Raw genomic sequence first — 18,014 nt, 5'->3', positions numbered from 1 at the left:
GGGGCGGATCCGGTCAGTCCAGGACGCGCGCGAGATAGGCCCGCAACAGCTGCCGCATCTCCTCGATGATCCGCGGGTCCCCCTCGGGGGAGACCCGGAAGGAGAGGTGGACGAGGGTGTCGGCGGTCTCGACGGCGATGAGGAAGACGCGGCGCAGCTCCTCGTCGGGGGTGCGGCCGATGTAGTCGGAGAGCAGCTCCGAGAGGCGGTCGGCGACGCGGGTGTTGGGCTCCTGGCGGCTGCCGCCGACGGGGATCTGGTTGCCGAAGTCGATGAGGGCGAAGCCGGGGGCGTGGCGCTTCATGTCGAGGTACTCGTCGAGGACGGCGTCCATGGCGGTGCGCCAGTCCCGGTCGCCGGTGCCCTCCAGCCGGCGTCCGACGCGTTCGGTGAAGCGGGCGAGGTTGCGTTCGGCGAGCGCGTCGGCCATCGCGCGCTTGTTGCCGAAGAAGCGGTAGACGGAGCCGATGGGCACACCCGCGCGCAGCGCCACGGCACGGGTGCTCAGCGCGTCGTAGCCCACCTCGTCGAGGAGGTCGGCGCAGGCGTCGAGGATCCTGGTCAGTCGTTCGGCACTGCGCCGCTGCACGGGTGCGCGGCGCAAGGAGGTCGCCTGGGACACGGGCTTCATGATGCCTTTCCGCCGAGGTCCGATGAGCTTCCGGATACAGGTACGGCCGGTACCGCCACTCCCGCTCAGCGGTCGAACACGGCGGACGACGAACATCCGCACGTCCGGGCCCTGCCGGGAGCGTAGAGCACCGCACTGACAAGACGGATCCACCTCGACTCCGGTTCTCCGCGGCGTCCCGATGGCACCCGATGTGGCGACACGGCCCGGCGCGGCGTGCCGCGCCCGGCCACCGGCCCTCTTGCGCCCGCCCGACCCGAATCCTACGGTGATGCATAGGAATCAGGAGCGCGAGGGAGCGATCATGAGCGGGGACGCGAGGAAGACCGCCGAGGGGCTGGAGTACCTCTCCGGTTTCGGCAACGAGCACGCCTCGGAGGCGGTCCCGGGCGCGCTGCCCGAGGGCCGCAACTCACCCCAGCGCGCCCCGCTCGGCCTGTACGCGGAGCAGCTCAGCGGTACCGCCTTCACCGAGCCGCGGGCGCACAACCGCCGCTCCTGGCTCTACCGTGTCCGCCCGTCGGCCGCGCACCCGGCCTTCACCCGCGCGGACAACGGCACGCTGCGCACGGCCCCCTTCACCGAGACGGTCCCCGACCCCAACCGGCTGCGCTGGAACCCCCTGCCGGAGCCCCCGGCGGGCACCGACTTCCTCGCCGGGCTGTGGACGCTCGGCGGGAACGGCGACGCGGCCCAGCGCGCCGGCATGGCCGTGCACCTGTACCACGCCACGTCCTCCATGGAGCGGGTCTTCAGCGACGCCGACGGCGAGCTGCTGATCGTGCCGGAGCGCGGCGGCCTGCTCCTGCGCACCGAGTTCGGCCTGCTCCACGCGGAGCCCGGCGACGTCGCCCTCGTCCCGCGCGGGGTCCGCTTCCGTGTCGAGCTCCTCGACGCCACCGCCCGCGGCTACGTCTGCGAGAACTACGGCGCCCCCTTCCGCCTGCCCGACCTCGGCCCGATCGGCGCCAACGGCCTGGCGAACCCCCGTGACTTCCGGGCGCCGGTGGCGGCGTACGAGGACGTGGAGGGCCCGGTGGAGGTGGTGAACAAGTTCTGCGGGAACCTCTGGACGGCCACCTACGACCACTCGCCGCTCGACGTGGTGGCCTGGCACGGAAACTACACGCCGTACGTGTACGACCTGCGCCGGTTCAACGTCATCGGCTCGATCTCGTACGACCACCCGGACCCGTCGATCTTCACCGTCCTGACCTCGCCGTCGGACACCCCGGGGCTGGCCGGTGTGGACTTCGTGGTGTTCGCTCCGCGCTGGCTGGTGGGCGAGGACACGTTCCGGCCGCCGTACTTCCACCGGAACGTGATGAGCGAGTACATGGGCCTCATCGAGGGCGCGTACGACGCCAAGACGGCCGGAGAAGGGGGTTTCGTGCCCGGGGGCGGCTCGCTGCACACGATGATGTCCGCGCACGGCCCCGACCGGGAGACCTTCGACCGGGCGAGCGCCGCCGAGCTGGCGCCGCAGAAGGTCGACGACGGGCTTGCCTTCATGTTCGAGACGCGGTGGCCGATCCTGACGACCGCGCAGGCGGCCGGGGCGGACCACCTCCAGCAGGGGTACGACGAGGTGTGGTCGGGCCTCCAGCGTCACTTCGGTCCGTTGCGCTGAACGCGCCGGGCCGGGTACGGATAGCGTCGTGACCTCCTTCGCCCCGGACTCGATCGTCCTGAACCGCAAGCTGCCTCTCTGGTATCAGGTCTCGCAGTCCCTGCGCGCCTCGATACTGGGCCGGTCGCCCCACGATCCGCTGCGCCTGCCCACCGAGGAGCAACTGGCCGGGCACTACGGGGTGAGCGTGCTGACCATGCGGCAGGCGCTCAAGGAGCTGGAGGACGAGGGGCTGATCAGCCGGCACCGGCGGCGCGGCACGTTCATCGAGCCGGGCGCGCAACGGGGCACGCCGGTGCGGCTGCTCGGCTCGGTGGACGCGATCGTGGCCCAGCAGTCCGGTATGACGACCGAGCTGCTGGACGAGGGAAGCACCCCTCTGTCGGGTGAACTCTCGGATTACTTCCCCGACTTGACGGAGGTGGCCACCTATCACCGGCTGCGCGGCGACGAGCGGACGGGGGAACCCACCAACCACGCCCGCAACTACGTCCGCCCCGAGCTGGCCGAACGCATCCACCGGGAGGACCTGCTCCGCTGGCCGATGACCAAGGTGCTCCGGGACGCCGTCGGCGTGGCCATCAGCCGGATCACCGACACCGTCGAGGCGCGCCTCGCGGACCCGGAGACGGCCCGTCTGCTCCAGATCCCCCTGCTCAGCCCGATCCTGCACTACACGGGCGTCACCTACGACGAGTCGGGCCGCGTCCTGGACGTCGCGGTCATCCACTACCGCGGCGACCGCTTCTCCTTCACGGTCACCCTCGACGCCCACTGACGAGGTCGTACGATGCCCCGCGTGACGCACGACGACGCTCCGCTCCTGGCGGACCTCATGCCGTGGTCCGTCGCACCGCCACGGCTGGGCCGGGCGTGGCCGGCGGCGCCCGACGCGGCGGCCTTGAGGGCCCGCTGGGACGCGTTGATGAAGGCGGAGGGCCCGGACCGCGAGGCCCTGTTCGGCGCCACGCGCTCCCGCACCCTCACGTCCGCCGTCCCGGGCCTGCCGGGCCGGTCCGGCGGCACCGGGCGGCTGGTCCGCGAGTCGGGCCCGTGCCCCGAGCCGGTACGGGTCCTCGCCGCGCCCTTCGACGAGCAGTGGCTCATCCCCGACCACCGTCTGATCGACGCGGCCCGCCCCGAGCTGTGGCGGGTCGTGGACGAGCACCAGGTGTTCGTGGTGGAGCAGACGCCCGCGCCCGAACCGTCCGGGCCGCTGCTCCTCGCCACGGCGGTCCTGCCGCTGACTCCCCCGCACGGTCCGCGCGTCGGCCGGGTCCGCCCCCTGTACCGGCGGCCCGGTGGCCGGGAACCGAATCTGGCACCGGGTCTCACGGAGTTCCTCGCCGACCGCGTCGGCGCCGACCGCCTGGACCCCCTGGACGTCCTCGGCTGGATCCTGGTGACCGCGCGTCCGGGCCCCCGGGGCATCGAGGTCCCGCTCACCGCGGACGCCGACACCTGGTCCCGTGGCGTCGGGCTGGGCCGCCGCGCCCTCTGGCTGATGCGCCGCGACGGCGACCGCCCCAAGCTCCCCGGAGGCCGGCGCCCCTACGTCCGCGCCCCGCTCCCGGCCCGCCCCGTGGAACTGCGCTACGACCCCGACGAGGAGGCGCTCCTGCTCGACGAGGGCCGCGTCTCACCGGTGCCCGCCGGGGCCTGGGACTTCCATGTCGGCGGTGTCCGCATCCTCGACGCGTGGTTCGCCCGCCGCACGGAGCCCGCCGAACCCGGCACCCTGGAGGCCGTACGCCCCGCGACCTGGCCCCAGAGCTGGACGTCGGAACTCCTGGAGCTGATCACGGTCCTGGCACTGCTCGCCGAACTACGTCCGGAGCAGAACGGGTTGACGGTGAAGGACCACCTCTCATCGGAGGACCTGCACACAGCCGGCGTCCTCCCCGTGGTGGAGTCGGCGCGCAGGCCGGCCTCGGTGCTGGACCACGACGAGGAGGGCCCGGAGGGCCAGTTCACCCTGCTGTGAGCGGCCCGCCGCCCGGCACGGCCTCAGGGTGCGAACGAGTCCAGCACCCTGTCCAGCATCCAGTCGAAGACGGCCTCCAGGTCGATCGGCCCCGCGTCCTCCGTGAACGCCGCCGCCATCCGCGGATACGCCCCGGAGGCGATCTGCCCGCCCAGGTACGCGATCCGCACCTGGTTCTCCTGCTCCTCGGACCACGGCAGCGCGCGCGTCCGCTCCGCCGTCGCCAGCTCGTTCGCGACGTAGGTCGTCACACACCCGTTGAGCAGGGCCAGGAGCTGGAGCTTCGTGCCGTACGGCGCGTCGAGCGGGTCCATGCAGGCCAGGCAGTGCTCCAGGAACCGCAACGCGTTCGGACTGAACCCGTACACCGGTGACATCAGCCGCGGCAGCCACGGATGCCGGCGCATCAGCTCCCGTGTCTGGTGGGCCACCCGGCGCAGGTCGGCCCGCCAGTCCCCGCTCGGCTCCCACAGCTCGTGCTCGCCGCCGACGGCGTCGACCATCAGCTCGTACAGGTCCTCCTTGCGCGGCACGTAGTTGTAGAGCGACATGGTGCCGCAGCCCAGCTCGGCCGCGACGTGCCGCATCGACACGGCGTCGAGCCCGCCCTCGTCGGCGAGCCGGACCGCCGCCGCCGCGATGTCCGCCCGGCTGAACGCGGGCCTCGGGCCGCGGCCGGTGCGCTCGGGGCGCGCCCAGATCACGTGGGGTACGGCCGGTCGGCCAGCCATCGATCATCACCTCGGCCACCATCCTAGTTACGTACAGCGTACGTAGTGCGCTATGGTCGACCCATGACTTCTACGTACGCTGTACTTAGTGAAGGTCTGGAGAAGCGTTTCGGGGAGGTCCGTGCCGTCCGCGGCCTGGATCTGGCCGTGGCGCGGGGCTCGGTCGTCGGGATGCTCGGCCCGAACGGGGCGGGCAAGACCACCGCCGTACGGCTGCTGGCGACGCTGCTGCGGCCGGACGCCGGCTCGGCGCGGATCGCGGGGCACGACCTCGTACGGGAGCCGCACGCCGTAAGGCGGGCGATCGGGGTGACCGGGCAGTACGCGTCGGTGGACGGGGACCTCACGGGGCGCCAGAACCTGCGGCTGTTCGCGCGGCTGCACCGCGTCCGCGACACCGCCGCCCGGTCCGGTGAACTCCTCGACCGCTTCGGGCTGGCCGAGGCCGCCGACCGGCCCGTCTCCACGTACTCGGGCGGGATGCGCCGCCGGCTCGACCTGGCGGCGAGCCTGATACGGCACCCGGCGGTGCTCTTCCTCGACGAGCCGACCACGGGGCTCGACCCGGTCAGCCGCAGCCAGATCTGGGACGCCGTGGGCGCCCTGAAGGCGGAGGGGACGACCATGCTGCTGACGACGCAGTATCTGGAGGAGGCCGACCGGCTCGCCGACCAGGTGGTGCTGATGGACCGGGGCCGGATCGCGCACAGCGGCTCGCCGCCCCAGCTCAAGGCGCTCATCGGGTCGTACGCGGAGGTGGTCGTCGCGCACGCCGACGCGATGGTCGCGGCGGCGGGCGTCCTCGACCAACTCACCGGGGCCGAGCCGTCGTTCGACCGCGACCGGCACGCTGTCGGCGCGGTCTCCCTCGACCCGACGCTGACGCTTCCCCGTCTCGTCCGCGAACTCGACGCGGCCGGGGTGCCGTTGCTCGACGCGAGCCTGCGCCCACCGACCCTCGACGACGTGTTCCTCCGCCTCACGGAGGCACCCGCGACCGACCACTCCGACCACTCCGACGTCAAGGAGCATGCCGCATGAGCGCGTTGGTGTACGACGGCGCGGCCATGCTCGGCCGTCAGCTGCGGCGGGCCCGGAACAATCCGGGGCTGCTCATCCTCACCCAGACGATGCCGATCTCGATGCTGCTGTTCTTCGGGTACGTCTTCGGCAGCGCCCTCGCCGTGCCGGGCGAGGAGTACCGGCGGTTCCTGGTGCCCGGTCTGCTGGTCGCGACGGCGGCCGGCGGGATCATGACCGGCATGTTCCAGGCCGCGCAGGACACCCACCGGGGCGTCATGGACCGGTTCCGCACCCTGCCGATGAGCCGGGCCGCCGTCCCGCTCGGCCAGGTCGCGGCGGACCTGGTCCTCACGGCCGCGGGGACGGTGCCGTTCCTGCTGGTGGGGCTGGCGGTCGGCTGGCGGATCGAGGGCGGCGCGCTCGCGGCGGCCGGCGCGTTCGCCCTGCTGCTGCTGTTCCGGTTCACGGCGGTGTGGATCGGTGTCTTCCTGGGCCTGCTCACCCGCGACGAGGAAGCGGCCGGCCAACTGGGCGGGGCGACCTTCCTGTTGCCGCTGCTGTCCAGCGCGTACATCCCGACCGAGGGTCTGCCGGGCTGGCTGCGCACCGCCGCCGAGTGGAACCCGATCAGCGCGGTCACCACGGCCCTGCGCGACCTGTTCGGGAACGCGCCCGTCCCCGACGGCGCCGCCTGGCCGGTCGCCCACCCGGTCGCCGGTTCGCTGGCCTGGTGCGCCGTCCTCCTCGCGGTGTTCGTACCGCTCGCGGTGCGGACCTACGCGGCCGGCCCCAGGTGACCTCCGGCCCGTTCGGGGGACGGGCCGGCCTCAGGTGATCAGGAGGCGGAGGACGGGGCGGGGCACGTGACGCTCGGCACGCCCTGCTGACAACGGCACCCCGCCGGGGACATGATCCACGGCATGCGCTCACCGACCGGCACCGGCGATCCCCTGCCCCTCGACGGCCTCACCGTCGTCGCCGTCGAGCAGGCCGTGGCGGCCCCCTTCGCCACCCGGCAGCTCGCCGACCTCGGCGCCCGTGTGATCAAGGTCGAGCGGGTGGACGGCGGTGACTTCGCGCGCGGCTACGACACCGCCGCGCGGGGCCTCGCCTCCCATTTCGTGTGGTGCAACCGGGGCAAGGAGTCCCTCGCCCTCGATCTGAAGGACCCACGCGGCCTGGACGTCGTACGGCGGCTGGTGGCGGACGCCGACGTGTTCGTGCAGAACCTCGCGCACGGCGCGGCGGCCCGGCTCGGTCTGGACGCCGCCACCCTGTGCGCCGCGCACCCCCGGCTGATCGCGGTGGACATCTCCGGCTACGGGGCGTCCGGGCCGTACGCGGACAAGCGGGCGTACGACATGCTCGTGCAGTGCGAGGCCGGGCTGGTGTCGGTGACGGGCACCCCGGAGCAGCCGGTGAAGGCGGGCATCCCGGCGGCGGACATCGCCGCCGGGATGTACGCGTTCTCGGGGGTCCTCGCGGCGCTCGTCCGCCGGGGCACCACCGGTCGGGGCGGGCCGGTGGAGGTGTCGATGCTGGAGGCGCTCGCCGAGTGGATGGGGCACCCGCTGCACCACACCCTGCACGGCGGCACTCCCCCGGTGCGGACGGGCCTCGCGCACGCGGTGATCGCGCCCTACGACGCCTATCCGACGGCGGACGGCGGCCGGGTGCTGCTGTCGGTGCAGAACGACCGCGAGTGGCGACGGCTCACCGAACAGGTGCTGGGGCGTCCCGAGTTGGCCGATGACCCGGCGTTCGCGACCAACCCGGCCCGGGTGGCGCACCGGGACCGTACGGACGAGGCGGTGGCGAAGGCGCTGGGCGTCCTGAACGCGGACGAGGCGGTGGCGCGACTGGAGGCGGCCGGGATCGCGTGCGCACGCCTGCGGGACGTGCACGACCTGGCGGAGCATCCGCAACTGGCGGCCCGGGACCGGTGGCGGGAAGTGGGTTCACCGGTGGGGCCGCTCAGGGCGCTGCTGCCGCCCATCACGCTGCCGGGCGGGGACGAGGCACGGATGGGGGCGGTACCCGCGCTCGGGGAGCACACCGAGTCGCTGCTGCGCGCCGTGGGGATGACGGGCGACGAGATCGCAGCGCTGCGCCGGGACGGTGTGATCGCCTGAGCGCGGGCTTCCTGCTGAAGATCCTTGGTGCTAGCGGCTGCCGAAGAGCGAGCGGCGCAACCGCCTCAGGGGCGCGAACAGCGAGACACGGCCGACGCGGGTGTCCTTGGCGGCACGCTTCTCGTGCGGGGAACGCGCCGTTATCTCGCGCATCAGCGAGGTCGCCTCGGCCGTCTCACGCTGCGGCACGGCGGGGCCGCTCAGCACCGAGAGATGGCGGTCGAGGCGCGAACTGGTCGCACTGCTCCCGCAGGTGATCGCAGGCACTCGCGCCCTGCGGACTGTTATCTGTTCCATGTCACTCCCCACCCGTTCGAGTCCACCCGGCCCGGGCAGCGTAACCATATCGCCCCACCCGAGCACTCGGGAATCACGGTCCCGGTATACACCTACCCCGTAAGGGCGTTGTCGATTACTCTCCGAATCCTACTGATTTCAGGGCGAGTTGGACAATTGGCTGGCTGGTGGGCTGTGCTGATCCCCCGTCGGGCTCGACGGTCACGGCGAGTGACGTCGCATCGGTGTCCAATCCGTTCGTGACCAAGGGCGTGTCGCCGTCGAAGAGGCCCAGGGAGCGTGGTTGCACGTCGGGGCGCATGAGCCAGAGCTGGTGCACCCGGTCGCGGGGGAGGTCCTCGAATCCGGCGAGGGTCACGATCGCAGTCCCCTCCTCGGCGGAAGCGATCACTCCGATTCCATTGCCCTTCGCGTCCTGTTCCCGGGTCGCCCGGACGTCCGGCGCGGTGAGAACGTGGGCGATCTCACGCGACTGCGCGCGCTCCGCGTCCAGCTGATCCTGTGTCCGGTTCGCCTCGACGGCGAAGAACGACGCCACGACGAGCGCGCCGGCGGCGGTGACGGTGGCGAGCGGCATGAACAAAGGGCGCATCCGGGGCGTACGGGCGCGCGCCTTCGGTGGCGGCGCGGTGCCCCAGACGTGCGGCGGCAGATGCTGCTGGGGCCGCGCCTGCGCCGGGGCCTCCTGGGGAGTGCTCCGTACGGCGGCGAGCACCCGGTCGCGCATCGCGGCCGGCGCGGGGACGGCCGTCGACCAGGCGAGGCGGACCGCGTCCTCCGCCAGGGCGCGCACCTCGGCGGGGCAGCGGTCGCAGCGTTCCAGGTGCTTCTCGAAGCGGCGGCGCTCGTCGGGTTCCAGGGCGTCGAGGGCGTAGGGGGCGGCGAGCGAGTGGAGGTCCTCGCGGCGGAACAGGCTCATGCCGCGCCTCCCTCGGGCACCCGGGCGCGGTGCGCCGTGGAACCGAACGGGGCCTCATGTGCCACGAGGCCGATCAGGGCGCTCATGCGACTCCTCCCAGGCATTCGCGCAGCCGTGTGAGTCCGTCGCGCATACGGGTCTTGACCGTGCCGAGGGGCAGCGAGAGCCGCTCGGCCACTTCACGGTAGGTGTAGCCGTCGTAGTAGGCGAGGGTGACCGACTCGCGCTGGAGCGTGGTGAGCCGTTCCAGGCAGTGGCGCACCCACTGGCGTTCGAGGCCCGCCTCGACCTCCTCGGCGACCTGGTCGAAGGCGGTGGCGTGGGCCCGGCGGCCCTCGCGCTGCTCGCGCTCGGTGGCGGCGCGCGCGCTGCGCACCCGGTCCACCGCGCGCCGGTGGGCGAGGGTGAGGATCCAGGACAGGGCGCTGCCCCGGGCGGGGTCGAAGCGGCCGGCGGAGCGCCAGAGTTCGAGCAGCACCTCCTGGGCCACCTCCTCCGACTGCGCGGGGTCGCGTACGACCCGGCGCACCAGACCGAACACCGGCCCGGACACCAGGGTGTACAGCTCCTCGAAGGCCCGCTGGTCACCTCCGGCCACCCGGACCAGGAGTTTGTCCGCCTCCACTCGCTCCCCCTCGCCTCCGGCCGAGCACGGCCATCCCCGCGCGTAAGGCATTCGCAACCGACCCACCTCCGGATGGGGTTACGGATCAGCGTGCCCAAAACGCGGGTCCCCCGTCGACGAATCCGATCGGATCCGGCCGGATCGGCTCCTGACGGGCTCCGGTTGGGCTCGTGCCGGGCTCCGAACGCGATCTCGATCGAGGAATCCCGCTTTCCGCTGAGACAACCTTTCAAACGCGCCGTAAGAACGTTTGGGATTCGACCAATCCACCCTGCCGACCGCTCCGAATGGCGTTCGTCAGGCAAGTTGGGACAGAGGACGGACGGCATGACGACACCTACTTCCAAGAGCGGCGCGGGGCGGCGGAGCATCGCGGCCCTCATCTGTGCTTCGCTGGCCGCCGGAGGGCTCGCAGCCGCCGGCGTCACCGTGCTGGAGCCGGGGACGGCCTCCGCCTCCAGTCACCGTGAGGCCCCCCTGATCTCGGGGGAGCCGCAGTTCGACAACACCGACGTGTACGCGTTCGTCAGCCCGGACAGGCCGGACACGACGACGATCGTCGCGAACTGGATCCCCTTCGAGGAGCCGGCGGGCGGACCGAACTTCTTCCCGTTCTCCGAGGACGCCCAGTACGACATCCGCGTCGACCAGGACGGCGACGCGAAGGAAGACCTGATCTTCCGCTACACGTTCGACACCAAGACGAAGAACGACAGGACGTTCCTGTACAACACGGGGGTCGTGGAGAGCCTGGACGACCCGGACCTCAACATCACGCAGACGTACGACATCGAGCTGATCAAGCTGCGGGACCGCCGCCCGGTGTCCCGGACGAAGCTCGCCGACGACGTGTGGGTGGCGCCCTCCAACGTCGGCAAGGCGTCGATGCCGAACTTCAAGAAGCTGCGCGACGAGGCCGTCTACAAGACCGCGAGCGGTGTGACGACGTTCGCCGGCCAGGCCGACGACCCGTTCTTCCTGGACCTGCGGGTCTTCGACCTGCTGTACGGCGGTGACCTCTCCGAGGTCGGGCGGGACACCCTCAAGGGCTACAACGTCAACTCGATCGCGCTCCAGGTGCCGAGCGAGGCGCTCGCCTACTCCAAGGACCAGCCGATCGTCGGCATATGGTCGACGACGCAGCGCAAGGGCGCCAACGGCCGCTTCCACCAGGTGTCGCGCCTCGGCATGCCGCTGGTGAACGAGGTCGTCAACCCGCTGAAGGACAAGGACCGGTTCAACGCGTCCTCGCCCACGGAGGACGCCCAGTTCCTGAAGAACGTCACCGAGCCGGAGCTGCCGAAGCTGATCGAGGCGATCTACAAGATCCCTGCCCCGAAGACGCCGCGCAACGACCTCGTCGACGTCTTCCTGAAGGGTGTCAAGGGCCTCAACCAGCCGCCGCACGTGACCCCGTCGGAGCAGCTGCGCCTCAACACCTCCATCAAGCCCACCGCGAACCCGAAGCGGCTCGGTGTCCTCGACGGTGACAACCAGGGCTTCCCGAACGGGCGCCGGCTCACCGACGACGTGATCGACATCGCGCTCCAGGTGGTCGAGGGCGAACTGGTCGGCGCCAAGAACGACCTGGGCGACGCGGTCGACAAGAACGACAAGAAGTTCGGCAAGTCCTTCCCGTACGTCGGTCTGCCGACGGCCGGTTCCCGGGGCAAGACGGTCAAGGGCAACACCACGAACAACGTGCGCAGCGCGCTGGGCGGTGGCGTCGAGGCCGGCATGGACGACACCACGCTGATCGCGGCCTCCGCGGGTGCCGGCGCGGTCGGTGTCCTGCTCATCGGCTCGGGCCTGCTGTGGTGGCGCCGCCGGAACGACCGGGCCTACTACTAGGCCCACCCCGGCCGGGTCCCACGGGGGCCCGGCCCACCGACCGGCGCGGTCCGCTCGTATCCATCCCCCACGGCGCGGGCCGCGCCCCACCGACGTCACCACCGTTGCTCGGCAAGGACTTTGAGGAGAGGGCATGTCCCCGCGTACGAACGACAGCGCGTCGCAGGACGGACGTCCGCGCCCCGACGAGGGGGCTCCCGAGGCCGACGGGCACGATGGCACCGAGTCGGGTACCGATTCCGGCGACGTCGCGCCCGTTCGTGAGCCGGTTCGTGAGCCCGTCCGGGGGCGGCTGCTGCGGCTCACCGCGTGCGCGGCCGCGCTGGCCGTCGCGTTCACCGGGTTCGCGATCGCGCTGGGCGCCCGGGACGACGACGGGACGGTCGCTCTCTCCTCCTCGCCGGGACTCCCGGCGGCGCAGCTGGCCGGCGGGGACCTGGACACGTCGGTCAAGGCGTTGCAGGCCCATCTCAAGGACCAGCCGCGGGACTTCGGCTCCTGGTCGACCCTCGGCCTCGCCTATGTGGAACAGGCCCGCACCAAGGGCGACCCCTCCCGCTACCCGCAGGCCGAGAAGGCCCTGAACCGTTCCCTGAAGCTGCGCCCGGACAACGACCCGGCCCTCGTCGGCCTCGCCGCGCTCGCCGCGGCCCGGCACGAGTTCGAGGACGCCCTGCGCTACGCGGACCGGGCCCTGAAGGAGAACCCGTACAGCGAACGGGCGCTGTGCAGCCGGATCGACGCCCTCGTCGAACTCGGCCGCTACGACGAGGCGTTGAAGGCGGCGAAGGTCGCCGACACCCGCCGCCCGGGCATCCCCGTGTTCACTCGCTACGCCTATGTGCACGAGCTGCGGGGCGATGTGAAGACCGCCCGCCGCGTCCTGCGGCAGGCGCTCGACTCGGCGGTCACGCGGGGTGACATCGCCTACGTGGCCACCCAGCTCGGCCAACTGGCCTGGAAGCAGGGCGACGTCAAGACGGCGCTCGACCACTACGCGCGCGCCCTGGGCGCCGACGACACCTACCTCCCCGCCCTGGAGGGCCGCGCCCGCGCCCAGGCCGCGAGCGGCGACACCACCGAGGCCGTCCGCGGACTCGAACAGGTCGTGTCCGCCTACCCGCTGCCCGGCCCGCTGGTCCTGCTCGGCGAGCTGTACGACGCGAAGGGCGACAAGTCGGCGGCCCGCGACCAGTACGCGCTGGTGAACGCCTACACCGCGATCGCCCGCGCCAACGGCGTCAACGCCGACCTCGACACGGCGCTCGCCGCCGCCGACCACGGCGACAAGAAGGCCGCCCTGCGCGCGGCCGAGGCGGAGTGGAAGCGCCGCGAGACGGTTCACACGGCGGACGCCCTCGCCTGGGCACTGCACGTCAACGGCCGCGACAAGGAGGCCCTGCCGTACGCCAGGCGGGCCACCGCTCCCGGCTACAAGGACGCCACGTTCCTGTACCACCGGGGGATGGTCGAGTACGGCGCCGGCGAGAAGAAGGCGGCGAAGGCCTCCCTCGAAGCGGCACTCGATCTGAACCCCGGCTTCGCACCGCGCGGCGCCGCCGAGGCCCGTACGGCCCTGAAGGCTCTGGAGGCCAAGTGACCGCCCCTAGGCGCCTGTTCGCCTCCTGCGCGGCGGTCCTCACGGCCGCCTGTGCCCTGGTGCTCGTGCCCAGCGGAACCGCCAGCGCGCACCCTCTCGGCAACTTCACCGTCAACCGGTACGACGGGCTGGTCGCCGCCCCCGGACAGCTCAGGATCCTCCATGTGGAGGACCTGGCGGAGATCCCCGCCACCCAGGCCGAGCCCGCCATCGAGCGCCTGGGCAGGGCGGGGTGGGCCCGCGAGCGGTGCGCGACGGCCGCCGGGGACACCGAGGTGACGGTCGACGGACGGGCCGTCGAGGTGACCGTCGCGTCGAGCCGGGCCCAGGAGCGGCCGGGCCAGGCCGGATTGAGGACCCTCCGTGTGGAGTGCCGGCTGCGGGCCGCCCTGCCGGACCGGGCCGTCGACGTGCGCTTCCACGCCGCCGTGGACTCCGGACCCGGCTGGCGCGAGGTCACCGCGCAGGGCGACCGGATGACCCTGACCGGGTCGGACGTGCCGGAGGAGTCGGTGTCCGACCGGCTCACCGACTACCCCCAGGAACTGCTCCAGTCCCCCGAGGACACCGCGGCCGCGTCCCTCCAGGTGCGGCCCGGCGGTCCCGCGCTGGCGGAGCGCGAGGGCGACGCGCCGGGGGCCTCGATCCTCCCGCGCGGCGCGGACCGCTGGACACGGGCCCTGGACGATTTGGTCTCCAGCCACGACCTCACCCTCGGCTTCGGCGCGCTGGCCTTCGGCATCGCCCTGTTCCTCGGCGCGATGCACGCGCTCGCCCCGGGCCACGGCAAGACGCTCATGGCCGCGACCGCCGCCGCCCGCGACCGCGCCCGGATGCGCGATGTGCTCCCCATGGCCGCGTCGGTGACGATCACCCACACCCTGGGCGTGGTCGCCCTCGGGCTGCTGGTCCTCGCCGGCTCCGCCGCCGCCCCGTCCGTCATCACCTGGCTGGGCATCGCGAGCGGTCTCTTCGTGATGACGGCGGGCGTGACCCTGGCCCGCCGTGCCTGGCTGAACCGCAAACTCGCGCTGACGCCGGGACACGGACATGGACATGGACATGGACATGGGCACGGCCAAGGTCACGAGCACACGCACGACCACGACCATGACCACGGTCACGGTCACACCCACAGCCATGGGCACGGGCACTCCCACAGCCACAGCCACAGCCACAGCCACGACCACAGCCATGGGGGCGGCCACTCCCCCACACACGACCACGCGCCCGAGCCCGAGCCCCAGAAGCAGCTCGTCCTCGCGCACGCGCACCCGCGTACACACGGCGAGGCCCACGCCCACACCCACGAGCCCGAAACGGCCCCGGCCGAGGCACACACCCACAGCCATGGCACCGCCCACGAGCACAGCCATGACCACGGGCACCAGCACGGTCACAGCCATGACCACGACCACGACCACACCCCCGCCCCCAAGCGCTCCCTGCTCGGCGGTGGTCTGACCCACACCCACGGTGGTTTCACCCACACCCACCCCACCGCGCCCACCCTGCGCGGCACGATCCTCCTGGGTTTCGCGGGCGGCATGGTGCCGAGCCCCTCCGCGGTGGTCGTACTGGTCGGCGCGGCGGCGATGGGCAAGGCGTGGTTCGGCCTGCTGCTGGTGCTGGCGTACGGCATCGGTCTGGCGCTCACGCTGACCGCGGCCGGGTACGCCGTGGTGAAGGCGGGCGGCTGGGCCGCGCGCGTGATGGACAAGGGTCAGGGCCGGCTCGGCGGCCCCACCGCGGCGCTGGTCCGCCGCACCGTCCCGCTGGCGTCGGCGCTGCTGGTCGTCGCCCTCGGGGCGGGTTTGGTGGTCAAGGGGGCGGCATCCGCGTTCCTCTGAGCTACTTTTGGGGAGAAATCGCACGGAGTGGAGACGTCGCGCGGATGCGAATGATGGGGGATGTCCGTGTCCGAAGAACCGGGCAGTGAACGTGTGATCGCGGGCCGCTACCGTCTGCTGACCCCGCTCGGCCAGGGCGGCATGGGAACGGTGTGGCGGGCCCGTGACGAAGTGCTGCACCGTGAGGTCGCGGTCAAGGAGGTACGGGCCCCGGCCGGTATCCCGACGTCCGACGTCGAGCGGATGTACGCCAGGCTGGAGCGGGAGGCGTGGGCGGCCGCGCGGGTCGCCAACCGCAATGTCGTCACGGTGTACGACGTGGCCCTGGAGGACGGCCGCCCCTGGATCGTGATGGAGCTGGTGCGCGGCCTGTCGCTCGCCGACCTCCTGGACGCCGAGGGACCGCTCTCCCCGCAGCGCACCGCGCAGATCGGCGCCGAGGTGCTGGCCGCGCTGCGCGCCGCGCACGAGGCGGGGGTCCTGCACCGGGACGTGAAACCGGCCAACGTGCTGATGTCCAACGACGGCCGTGTGGTCCTGACCGACTTCGGCATCGCCACGGTGGAGGGCAGCTCCGCGCTGACGATGACCGGCGAGGTGATCGGCTCGCCCGAGTTCCTCGCCCCCGAGCGCGCGCTCGGCCGGACGCCGGGGCCCGAGTCGGACCTGTGGTCGCTGGGTGTGCTGCTGTACGCCGCGGTCGAGGGCAACTCCCCCTTCCGGCAGGACACTCCGCTGAGCACGCTGCGCGCGGTCGTCGACGAGGAGTTGCCGCCGCCGCGCCGGGCGGGCCCGCTGGCCCCGGTGATCGAGGGGCTGCTGCGCAAGGACCCGGCGGAGCGGCTCCCGGCCGAGCAGGCCGAACGGGACCTGCGGATCATCGCCACCGGGGGCACCCCTTCCGGGACCACCACGGCCGGGGCGGCCCCGTACGCCCCGACGGTGACCACGTCCCCGGCCGGTGGCGGGCCCACCCGACGGGACACGGCGGGGTACGCGGCCCCGACGCCGCCGTACACGGGCCCGGCCGTCGCGACGGGCCCCTCGGCGGTGCCCGCCGGCGCGCGGGGACGCGAGCGGCGTGCCCTCGTCTTCCTGATCGCGGGTATCGCGGCGCTCGCCCTGGCCGTCGCGGGGCTGACGTACGCCTGGGTCAACCGGGACGACGGCGGGGCCGACGGCAACACCACCAACGGGGCCGGCACTTCGGGCGGCAGCGACGGGGGAACGAGCGGCGGTGGTACGTCCGACGAGCCGAGGGACGACCCCACCACCGAGGACGACGGGCCCTCCGACACTCCGGACGACGGGCCGACGACCAGCAAGCCGCCGGCCCAGTCCGTGAAGGTGGTGGTCGCGGGCGAGGCCACCCACTACTCGGGGGCCTGTCCGCCGTCCGAGGGCGACGCCCCGCGTTTCACGGCGACGTTCACCGTGGGCCGGGTGCCCGTGGAGGTCGAGTACCGCTGGGTGACCGCGAGCAGCAAGGCGCCGGACACCGAGTGGAAGACGCTGTCGTTCCCGGAGGGCGGCGGGAAGAGCCGGCAGGACCGGATCGTCGTCACGACGTACGCGCCGGACACGACCTACGAGGACGAGATCACCGTCGAGGTGCGCGGGCCGGTGCGGACGAAGTCCAACTCCGTCGCGTTCTCCGTGACGTGCGAGGAGGAGCCCCCGACCACGGGCGGCACCCCCTCGGACTCGGGGGACCCCGGCGACTCGGACGACGAGGCCGGGGCCTACGACCGCGCGGTGAAGCCGCAGGCGTAAGGCCGGTCGCGAGGATCACGACCGAGCCTCGGTACGGGGTTGACCGGGCCGGCCCCGGGGAGCCGGGAGCCGGTCCGGTCGACGTGCTCAGGGCGTACTCAGGGCGTGTCCAGAGTGGGTACAGGGCGTGCTCGTGAGGGCCGTGGCCGGTGTCAGGCCACGTTCCTGAACACCGGGAGGTAGCCGCCCGTCTGCCCCGCGGCCTTCGGGTGGTACGAGTCGCCGATGTTCAGCAGGTTGAGGCTGTTCAACCAGGGGTCGCCGGAGCACAGTTCGTGCCCGGTGAAGGCCGAGCGGACATCGCCGAAGGTGAATCCGTGGTCGGCGGCGCGCTTGGCGATCGCGGTGTTCAGGTAGTCGGCCGCGTTGTTGATGGCGGACCGCTTCGTCTGGGACAGCCCGGGGCAGGTGCCGCCCAGCTGGTAGAAGCGGGGGTAGCCGAGCACCACCACGTGGGCGGCCGGTGCCTTCGCCCGCACGGCCGAGTACACCTTGTCGAGCTGGCCGGGCAGCGTCGAGTCGACGTACGCCTTGGCCGTGTTGATCCGGGAGACGCAGGAGCTGTCGGACTGGAGCACGCACGTGGTCATCACGTCGGCGAACCCGGCGTCGTTGCCGCCGACGGAGAGGGACACGAGTCCGGTTCCGGCGCCCAGCGGGCCGAGCTGACTCGCCAGAACATCACCCGTTCGGGCGCCGGAGCAGGCCGTGAAGTCGAAGGAGGAGGGGGAGTTGGCGGCCGCCCAGAGGTACGGGTAGGCCTTCGTGCTGCGCTTGCAGTCACCGCTGGAGGACATGTAGCTCCCGGCGCCGACACCGGAGGAGTAGGAGTCACCGAGGGCCACATAGCCGGTGGCGGCGGCCTCTTCGGATGCCTGCGCCGCCGCGGTCCCGGTCAGGGTGGCGGCGACGGCGAGGAGGAGTGAGGTCGTGAAGACCGCAAATCGGGAACGTCTCATGGAACCTCC

Annotated in this window: 16 protein-coding genes; 10 read left to right on the top strand and 6 right to left on the bottom strand. The window is 72.4% G+C overall.

Going from position 1 to position 18,014, the window contains the following annotated elements; genetic code table 11:
- Positions 1-13: 13 nt before the first annotated feature.
- A complete protein-coding gene (locus ACZ4Z3_RS23395) occupies positions 14-631 on the bottom strand; it encodes a TetR/AcrR family transcriptional regulator (protein WP_468502834.1) in 618 nt (205 codons plus the stop codon).
- 304 nt (positions 632-935) lie between these two features.
- On the opposite strand from ACZ4Z3_RS23395, the gene hmgA reads away from it, so the two are divergent.
- The 3 genes from hmgA to ACZ4Z3_RS23380 are packed head-to-tail and all read left to right on the top strand — an operon-like array spanning position 936 to position 4,245.
- Complete coding sequence (gene hmgA, locus ACZ4Z3_RS23390; protein ID WP_468502833.1) at positions 936-2,261, top strand: homogentisate 1,2-dioxygenase; 1,326 nt, start codon at positions 936-938, stop codon at positions 2,259-2,261.
- Positions 2,262-2,289: 28 nt separating this feature from the next.
- The gene (locus ACZ4Z3_RS23385) at positions 2,290-3,039 is read left to right on the top strand and encodes a GntR family transcriptional regulator (RefSeq protein ID WP_468502832.1); all 750 of its coding nucleotides are present in this window, start codon (positions 2,290-2,292) and stop codon (positions 3,037-3,039) included.
- Between the two features lie 12 nt (positions 3,040-3,051).
- Positions 3,052-4,245 (top strand): type ISP restriction/modification enzyme, encoded by a 1,194-nt coding sequence (locus ACZ4Z3_RS23380; RefSeq protein WP_468502831.1) that lies wholly within the window; start codon positions 3,052-3,054, stop codon positions 4,243-4,245.
- A gap of 23 nt (positions 4,246-4,268) precedes the next feature.
- On the opposite strand, the gene ACZ4Z3_RS23375 is transcribed toward ACZ4Z3_RS23380, so the two are convergent.
- A complete protein-coding gene (locus ACZ4Z3_RS23375; RefSeq protein WP_468502830.1) occupies positions 4,269-4,976 on the bottom strand; it encodes a TetR/AcrR family transcriptional regulator in 708 nt (235 codons plus the stop codon).
- 63 nt (positions 4,977-5,039) lie between these two features.
- On the opposite strand from ACZ4Z3_RS23375, the gene ACZ4Z3_RS23370 reads away from it, so the two are divergent.
- From ACZ4Z3_RS23370 to ACZ4Z3_RS23360, 3 genes are all read left to right on the top strand, one after another.
- Positions 5,040-6,017, top strand: a complete 978-nt coding sequence (locus ACZ4Z3_RS23370; protein WP_468502829.1) for an ATP-binding cassette domain-containing protein — start codon at positions 5,040-5,042, stop codon at positions 6,015-6,017.
- Positions 6,014-6,796 (top strand): ABC transporter permease, encoded by a 783-nt coding sequence (locus ACZ4Z3_RS23365; protein WP_468502828.1) that lies wholly within the window; start codon positions 6,014-6,016, stop codon positions 6,794-6,796. Before ACZ4Z3_RS23370 ends, ACZ4Z3_RS23365 begins: the two co-directional genes overlap by 4 nt.
- A 111-nt stretch (positions 6,797-6,907) precedes the next feature.
- Positions 6,908-8,131, top strand: coding sequence for a CaiB/BaiF CoA transferase family protein (locus ACZ4Z3_RS23360; RefSeq protein ID WP_468502827.1), 1,224 nt, complete (start codon positions 6,908-6,910; stop codon positions 8,129-8,131).
- A gap of 30 nt (positions 8,132-8,161) precedes the next feature.
- Here ACZ4Z3_RS23360 and ACZ4Z3_RS23355 read toward each other — a convergent pair whose 3' ends face one another.
- The 3 genes from ACZ4Z3_RS23355 to ACZ4Z3_RS23345 all read right to left on the bottom strand — a co-directional run bounded on the left by ACZ4Z3_RS23355 (position 8,162) and on the right by ACZ4Z3_RS23345 (position 9,972).
- On the bottom strand, positions 8,162-8,428 hold the full coding sequence (locus tag ACZ4Z3_RS23355; protein ID WP_055541681.1) for a hypothetical protein: 267 nt from the start codon (positions 8,426-8,428) through the stop codon (positions 8,162-8,164).
- 115 nt (positions 8,429-8,543) lie between these two features.
- Positions 8,544-9,347, bottom strand: coding sequence for an anti-sigma factor (locus tag ACZ4Z3_RS23350; protein WP_468502826.1), 804 nt, complete (start codon positions 9,345-9,347; stop codon positions 8,544-8,546).
- An 82-nt stretch (positions 9,348-9,429) separates the two neighbouring features.
- Positions 9,430-9,972 (bottom strand): sigma-70 family RNA polymerase sigma factor, encoded by a 543-nt coding sequence (locus ACZ4Z3_RS23345; protein WP_468502825.1) that lies wholly within the window; start codon positions 9,970-9,972, stop codon positions 9,430-9,432.
- Between the two features lie 327 nt (positions 9,973-10,299).
- Here ACZ4Z3_RS23345 and ACZ4Z3_RS23340 point away from each other — a divergent pair, with 327 nt between their 5' ends.
- From ACZ4Z3_RS23340 to ACZ4Z3_RS23325, 4 genes are all read left to right on the top strand, one after another.
- Positions 10,300-11,823, top strand: a complete 1,524-nt coding sequence (locus ACZ4Z3_RS23340) for a DUF4331 domain-containing protein (protein ID WP_468502824.1) — start codon at positions 10,300-10,302, stop codon at positions 11,821-11,823.
- A gap of 133 nt (positions 11,824-11,956) precedes the next feature.
- A complete protein-coding gene (locus tag ACZ4Z3_RS23335; RefSeq protein WP_468502823.1) occupies positions 11,957-13,423 on the top strand; it encodes a tetratricopeptide repeat protein in 1,467 nt (488 codons plus the stop codon).
- Positions 13,420-15,273 carry a nickel transporter gene (locus ACZ4Z3_RS23330; RefSeq protein WP_468502822.1) on the top strand — a complete coding sequence of 618 codons (1,854 nt, stop codon included), beginning with the start codon at positions 13,420-13,422 and terminating at the stop codon, positions 15,271-15,273. Before ACZ4Z3_RS23335 ends, ACZ4Z3_RS23330 begins: the two co-directional genes overlap by 4 nt.
- 60 nt (positions 15,274-15,333) lie before the next feature.
- Positions 15,334-17,046 carry a serine/threonine-protein kinase gene (locus ACZ4Z3_RS23325; RefSeq protein ID WP_468502821.1) on the top strand — a complete coding sequence of 571 codons (1,713 nt, stop codon included), beginning with the start codon at positions 15,334-15,336 and terminating at the stop codon, positions 17,044-17,046.
- A 152-nt stretch (positions 17,047-17,198) separates the two neighbouring features.
- Here ACZ4Z3_RS23325 and ACZ4Z3_RS23320 read toward each other — a convergent pair whose 3' ends face one another.
- Entirely contained in the window at positions 17,199-18,005 is an 807-nt protein-coding gene (locus tag ACZ4Z3_RS23320) for an SGNH/GDSL hydrolase family protein (protein ID WP_468502820.1), read from the bottom strand.
- Positions 18,006-18,014: the final 9 nt, after the last annotated feature.

It is taken from the genome of Streptomyces sp. NPDC030296, assembly GCF_055572815.1.
Note: the sequence above shows the minus strand (reverse complement) of the source record. Positions and strands in the feature narration are given on the sequence as shown.

Excerpts from the sequence above, each read along its gene's own strand:
- ACZ4Z3_RS23395 (WP_468502834.1), bottom strand. The coding sequence starts at position 631 with ATGAAGCCCGTGTCCCAGGCGACCTCCTTGCGCCGCGCACCCGTGCAG.
- hmgA (WP_468502833.1), top strand. The coding sequence starts at position 936 with ATGAGCGGGGACGCGAGGAAGACCGCCGAGGGGCTGGAGTACCTCTCC.
- ACZ4Z3_RS23380 (WP_468502831.1), top strand. The coding sequence starts at position 3,052 with ATGCCCCGCGTGACGCACGACGACGCTCCGCTCCTGGCGGACCTCATG.
- ACZ4Z3_RS23375 (WP_468502830.1), bottom strand. The coding sequence starts at position 4,976 with ATGGCTGGCCGACCGGCCGTACCCCACGTGATCTGGGCGCGCCCCGAG.
- ACZ4Z3_RS23370 (WP_468502829.1), top strand. The coding sequence starts at position 5,040 with ATGACTTCTACGTACGCTGTACTTAGTGAAGGTCTGGAGAAGCGTTTC.
- ACZ4Z3_RS23365 (WP_468502828.1), top strand. The coding sequence starts at position 6,014 with ATGAGCGCGTTGGTGTACGACGGCGCGGCCATGCTCGGCCGTCAGCTG.
- ACZ4Z3_RS23360 (WP_468502827.1), top strand. The coding sequence starts at position 6,908 with ATGATCCACGGCATGCGCTCACCGACCGGCACCGGCGATCCCCTGCCC.
- ACZ4Z3_RS23355 (WP_055541681.1), bottom strand. The coding sequence starts at position 8,428 with ATGGAACAGATAACAGTCCGCAGGGCGCGAGTGCCTGCGATCACCTGC.
- ACZ4Z3_RS23350 (WP_468502826.1), bottom strand. The coding sequence starts at position 9,347 with ATGAGCCTGTTCCGCCGCGAGGACCTCCACTCGCTCGCCGCCCCCTAC.
- ACZ4Z3_RS23340 (WP_468502824.1), top strand. The coding sequence starts at position 10,300 with ATGACGACACCTACTTCCAAGAGCGGCGCGGGGCGGCGGAGCATCGCG.
- ACZ4Z3_RS23335 (WP_468502823.1), top strand. The coding sequence starts at position 11,957 with ATGTCCCCGCGTACGAACGACAGCGCGTCGCAGGACGGACGTCCGCGC.
- ACZ4Z3_RS23325 (WP_468502821.1), top strand. The coding sequence starts at position 15,334 with ATGTCCGTGTCCGAAGAACCGGGCAGTGAACGTGTGATCGCGGGCCGC.
- ACZ4Z3_RS23320 (WP_468502820.1), bottom strand. The coding sequence starts at position 18,005 with ATGAGACGTTCCCGATTTGCGGTCTTCACGACCTCACTCCTCCTCGCC.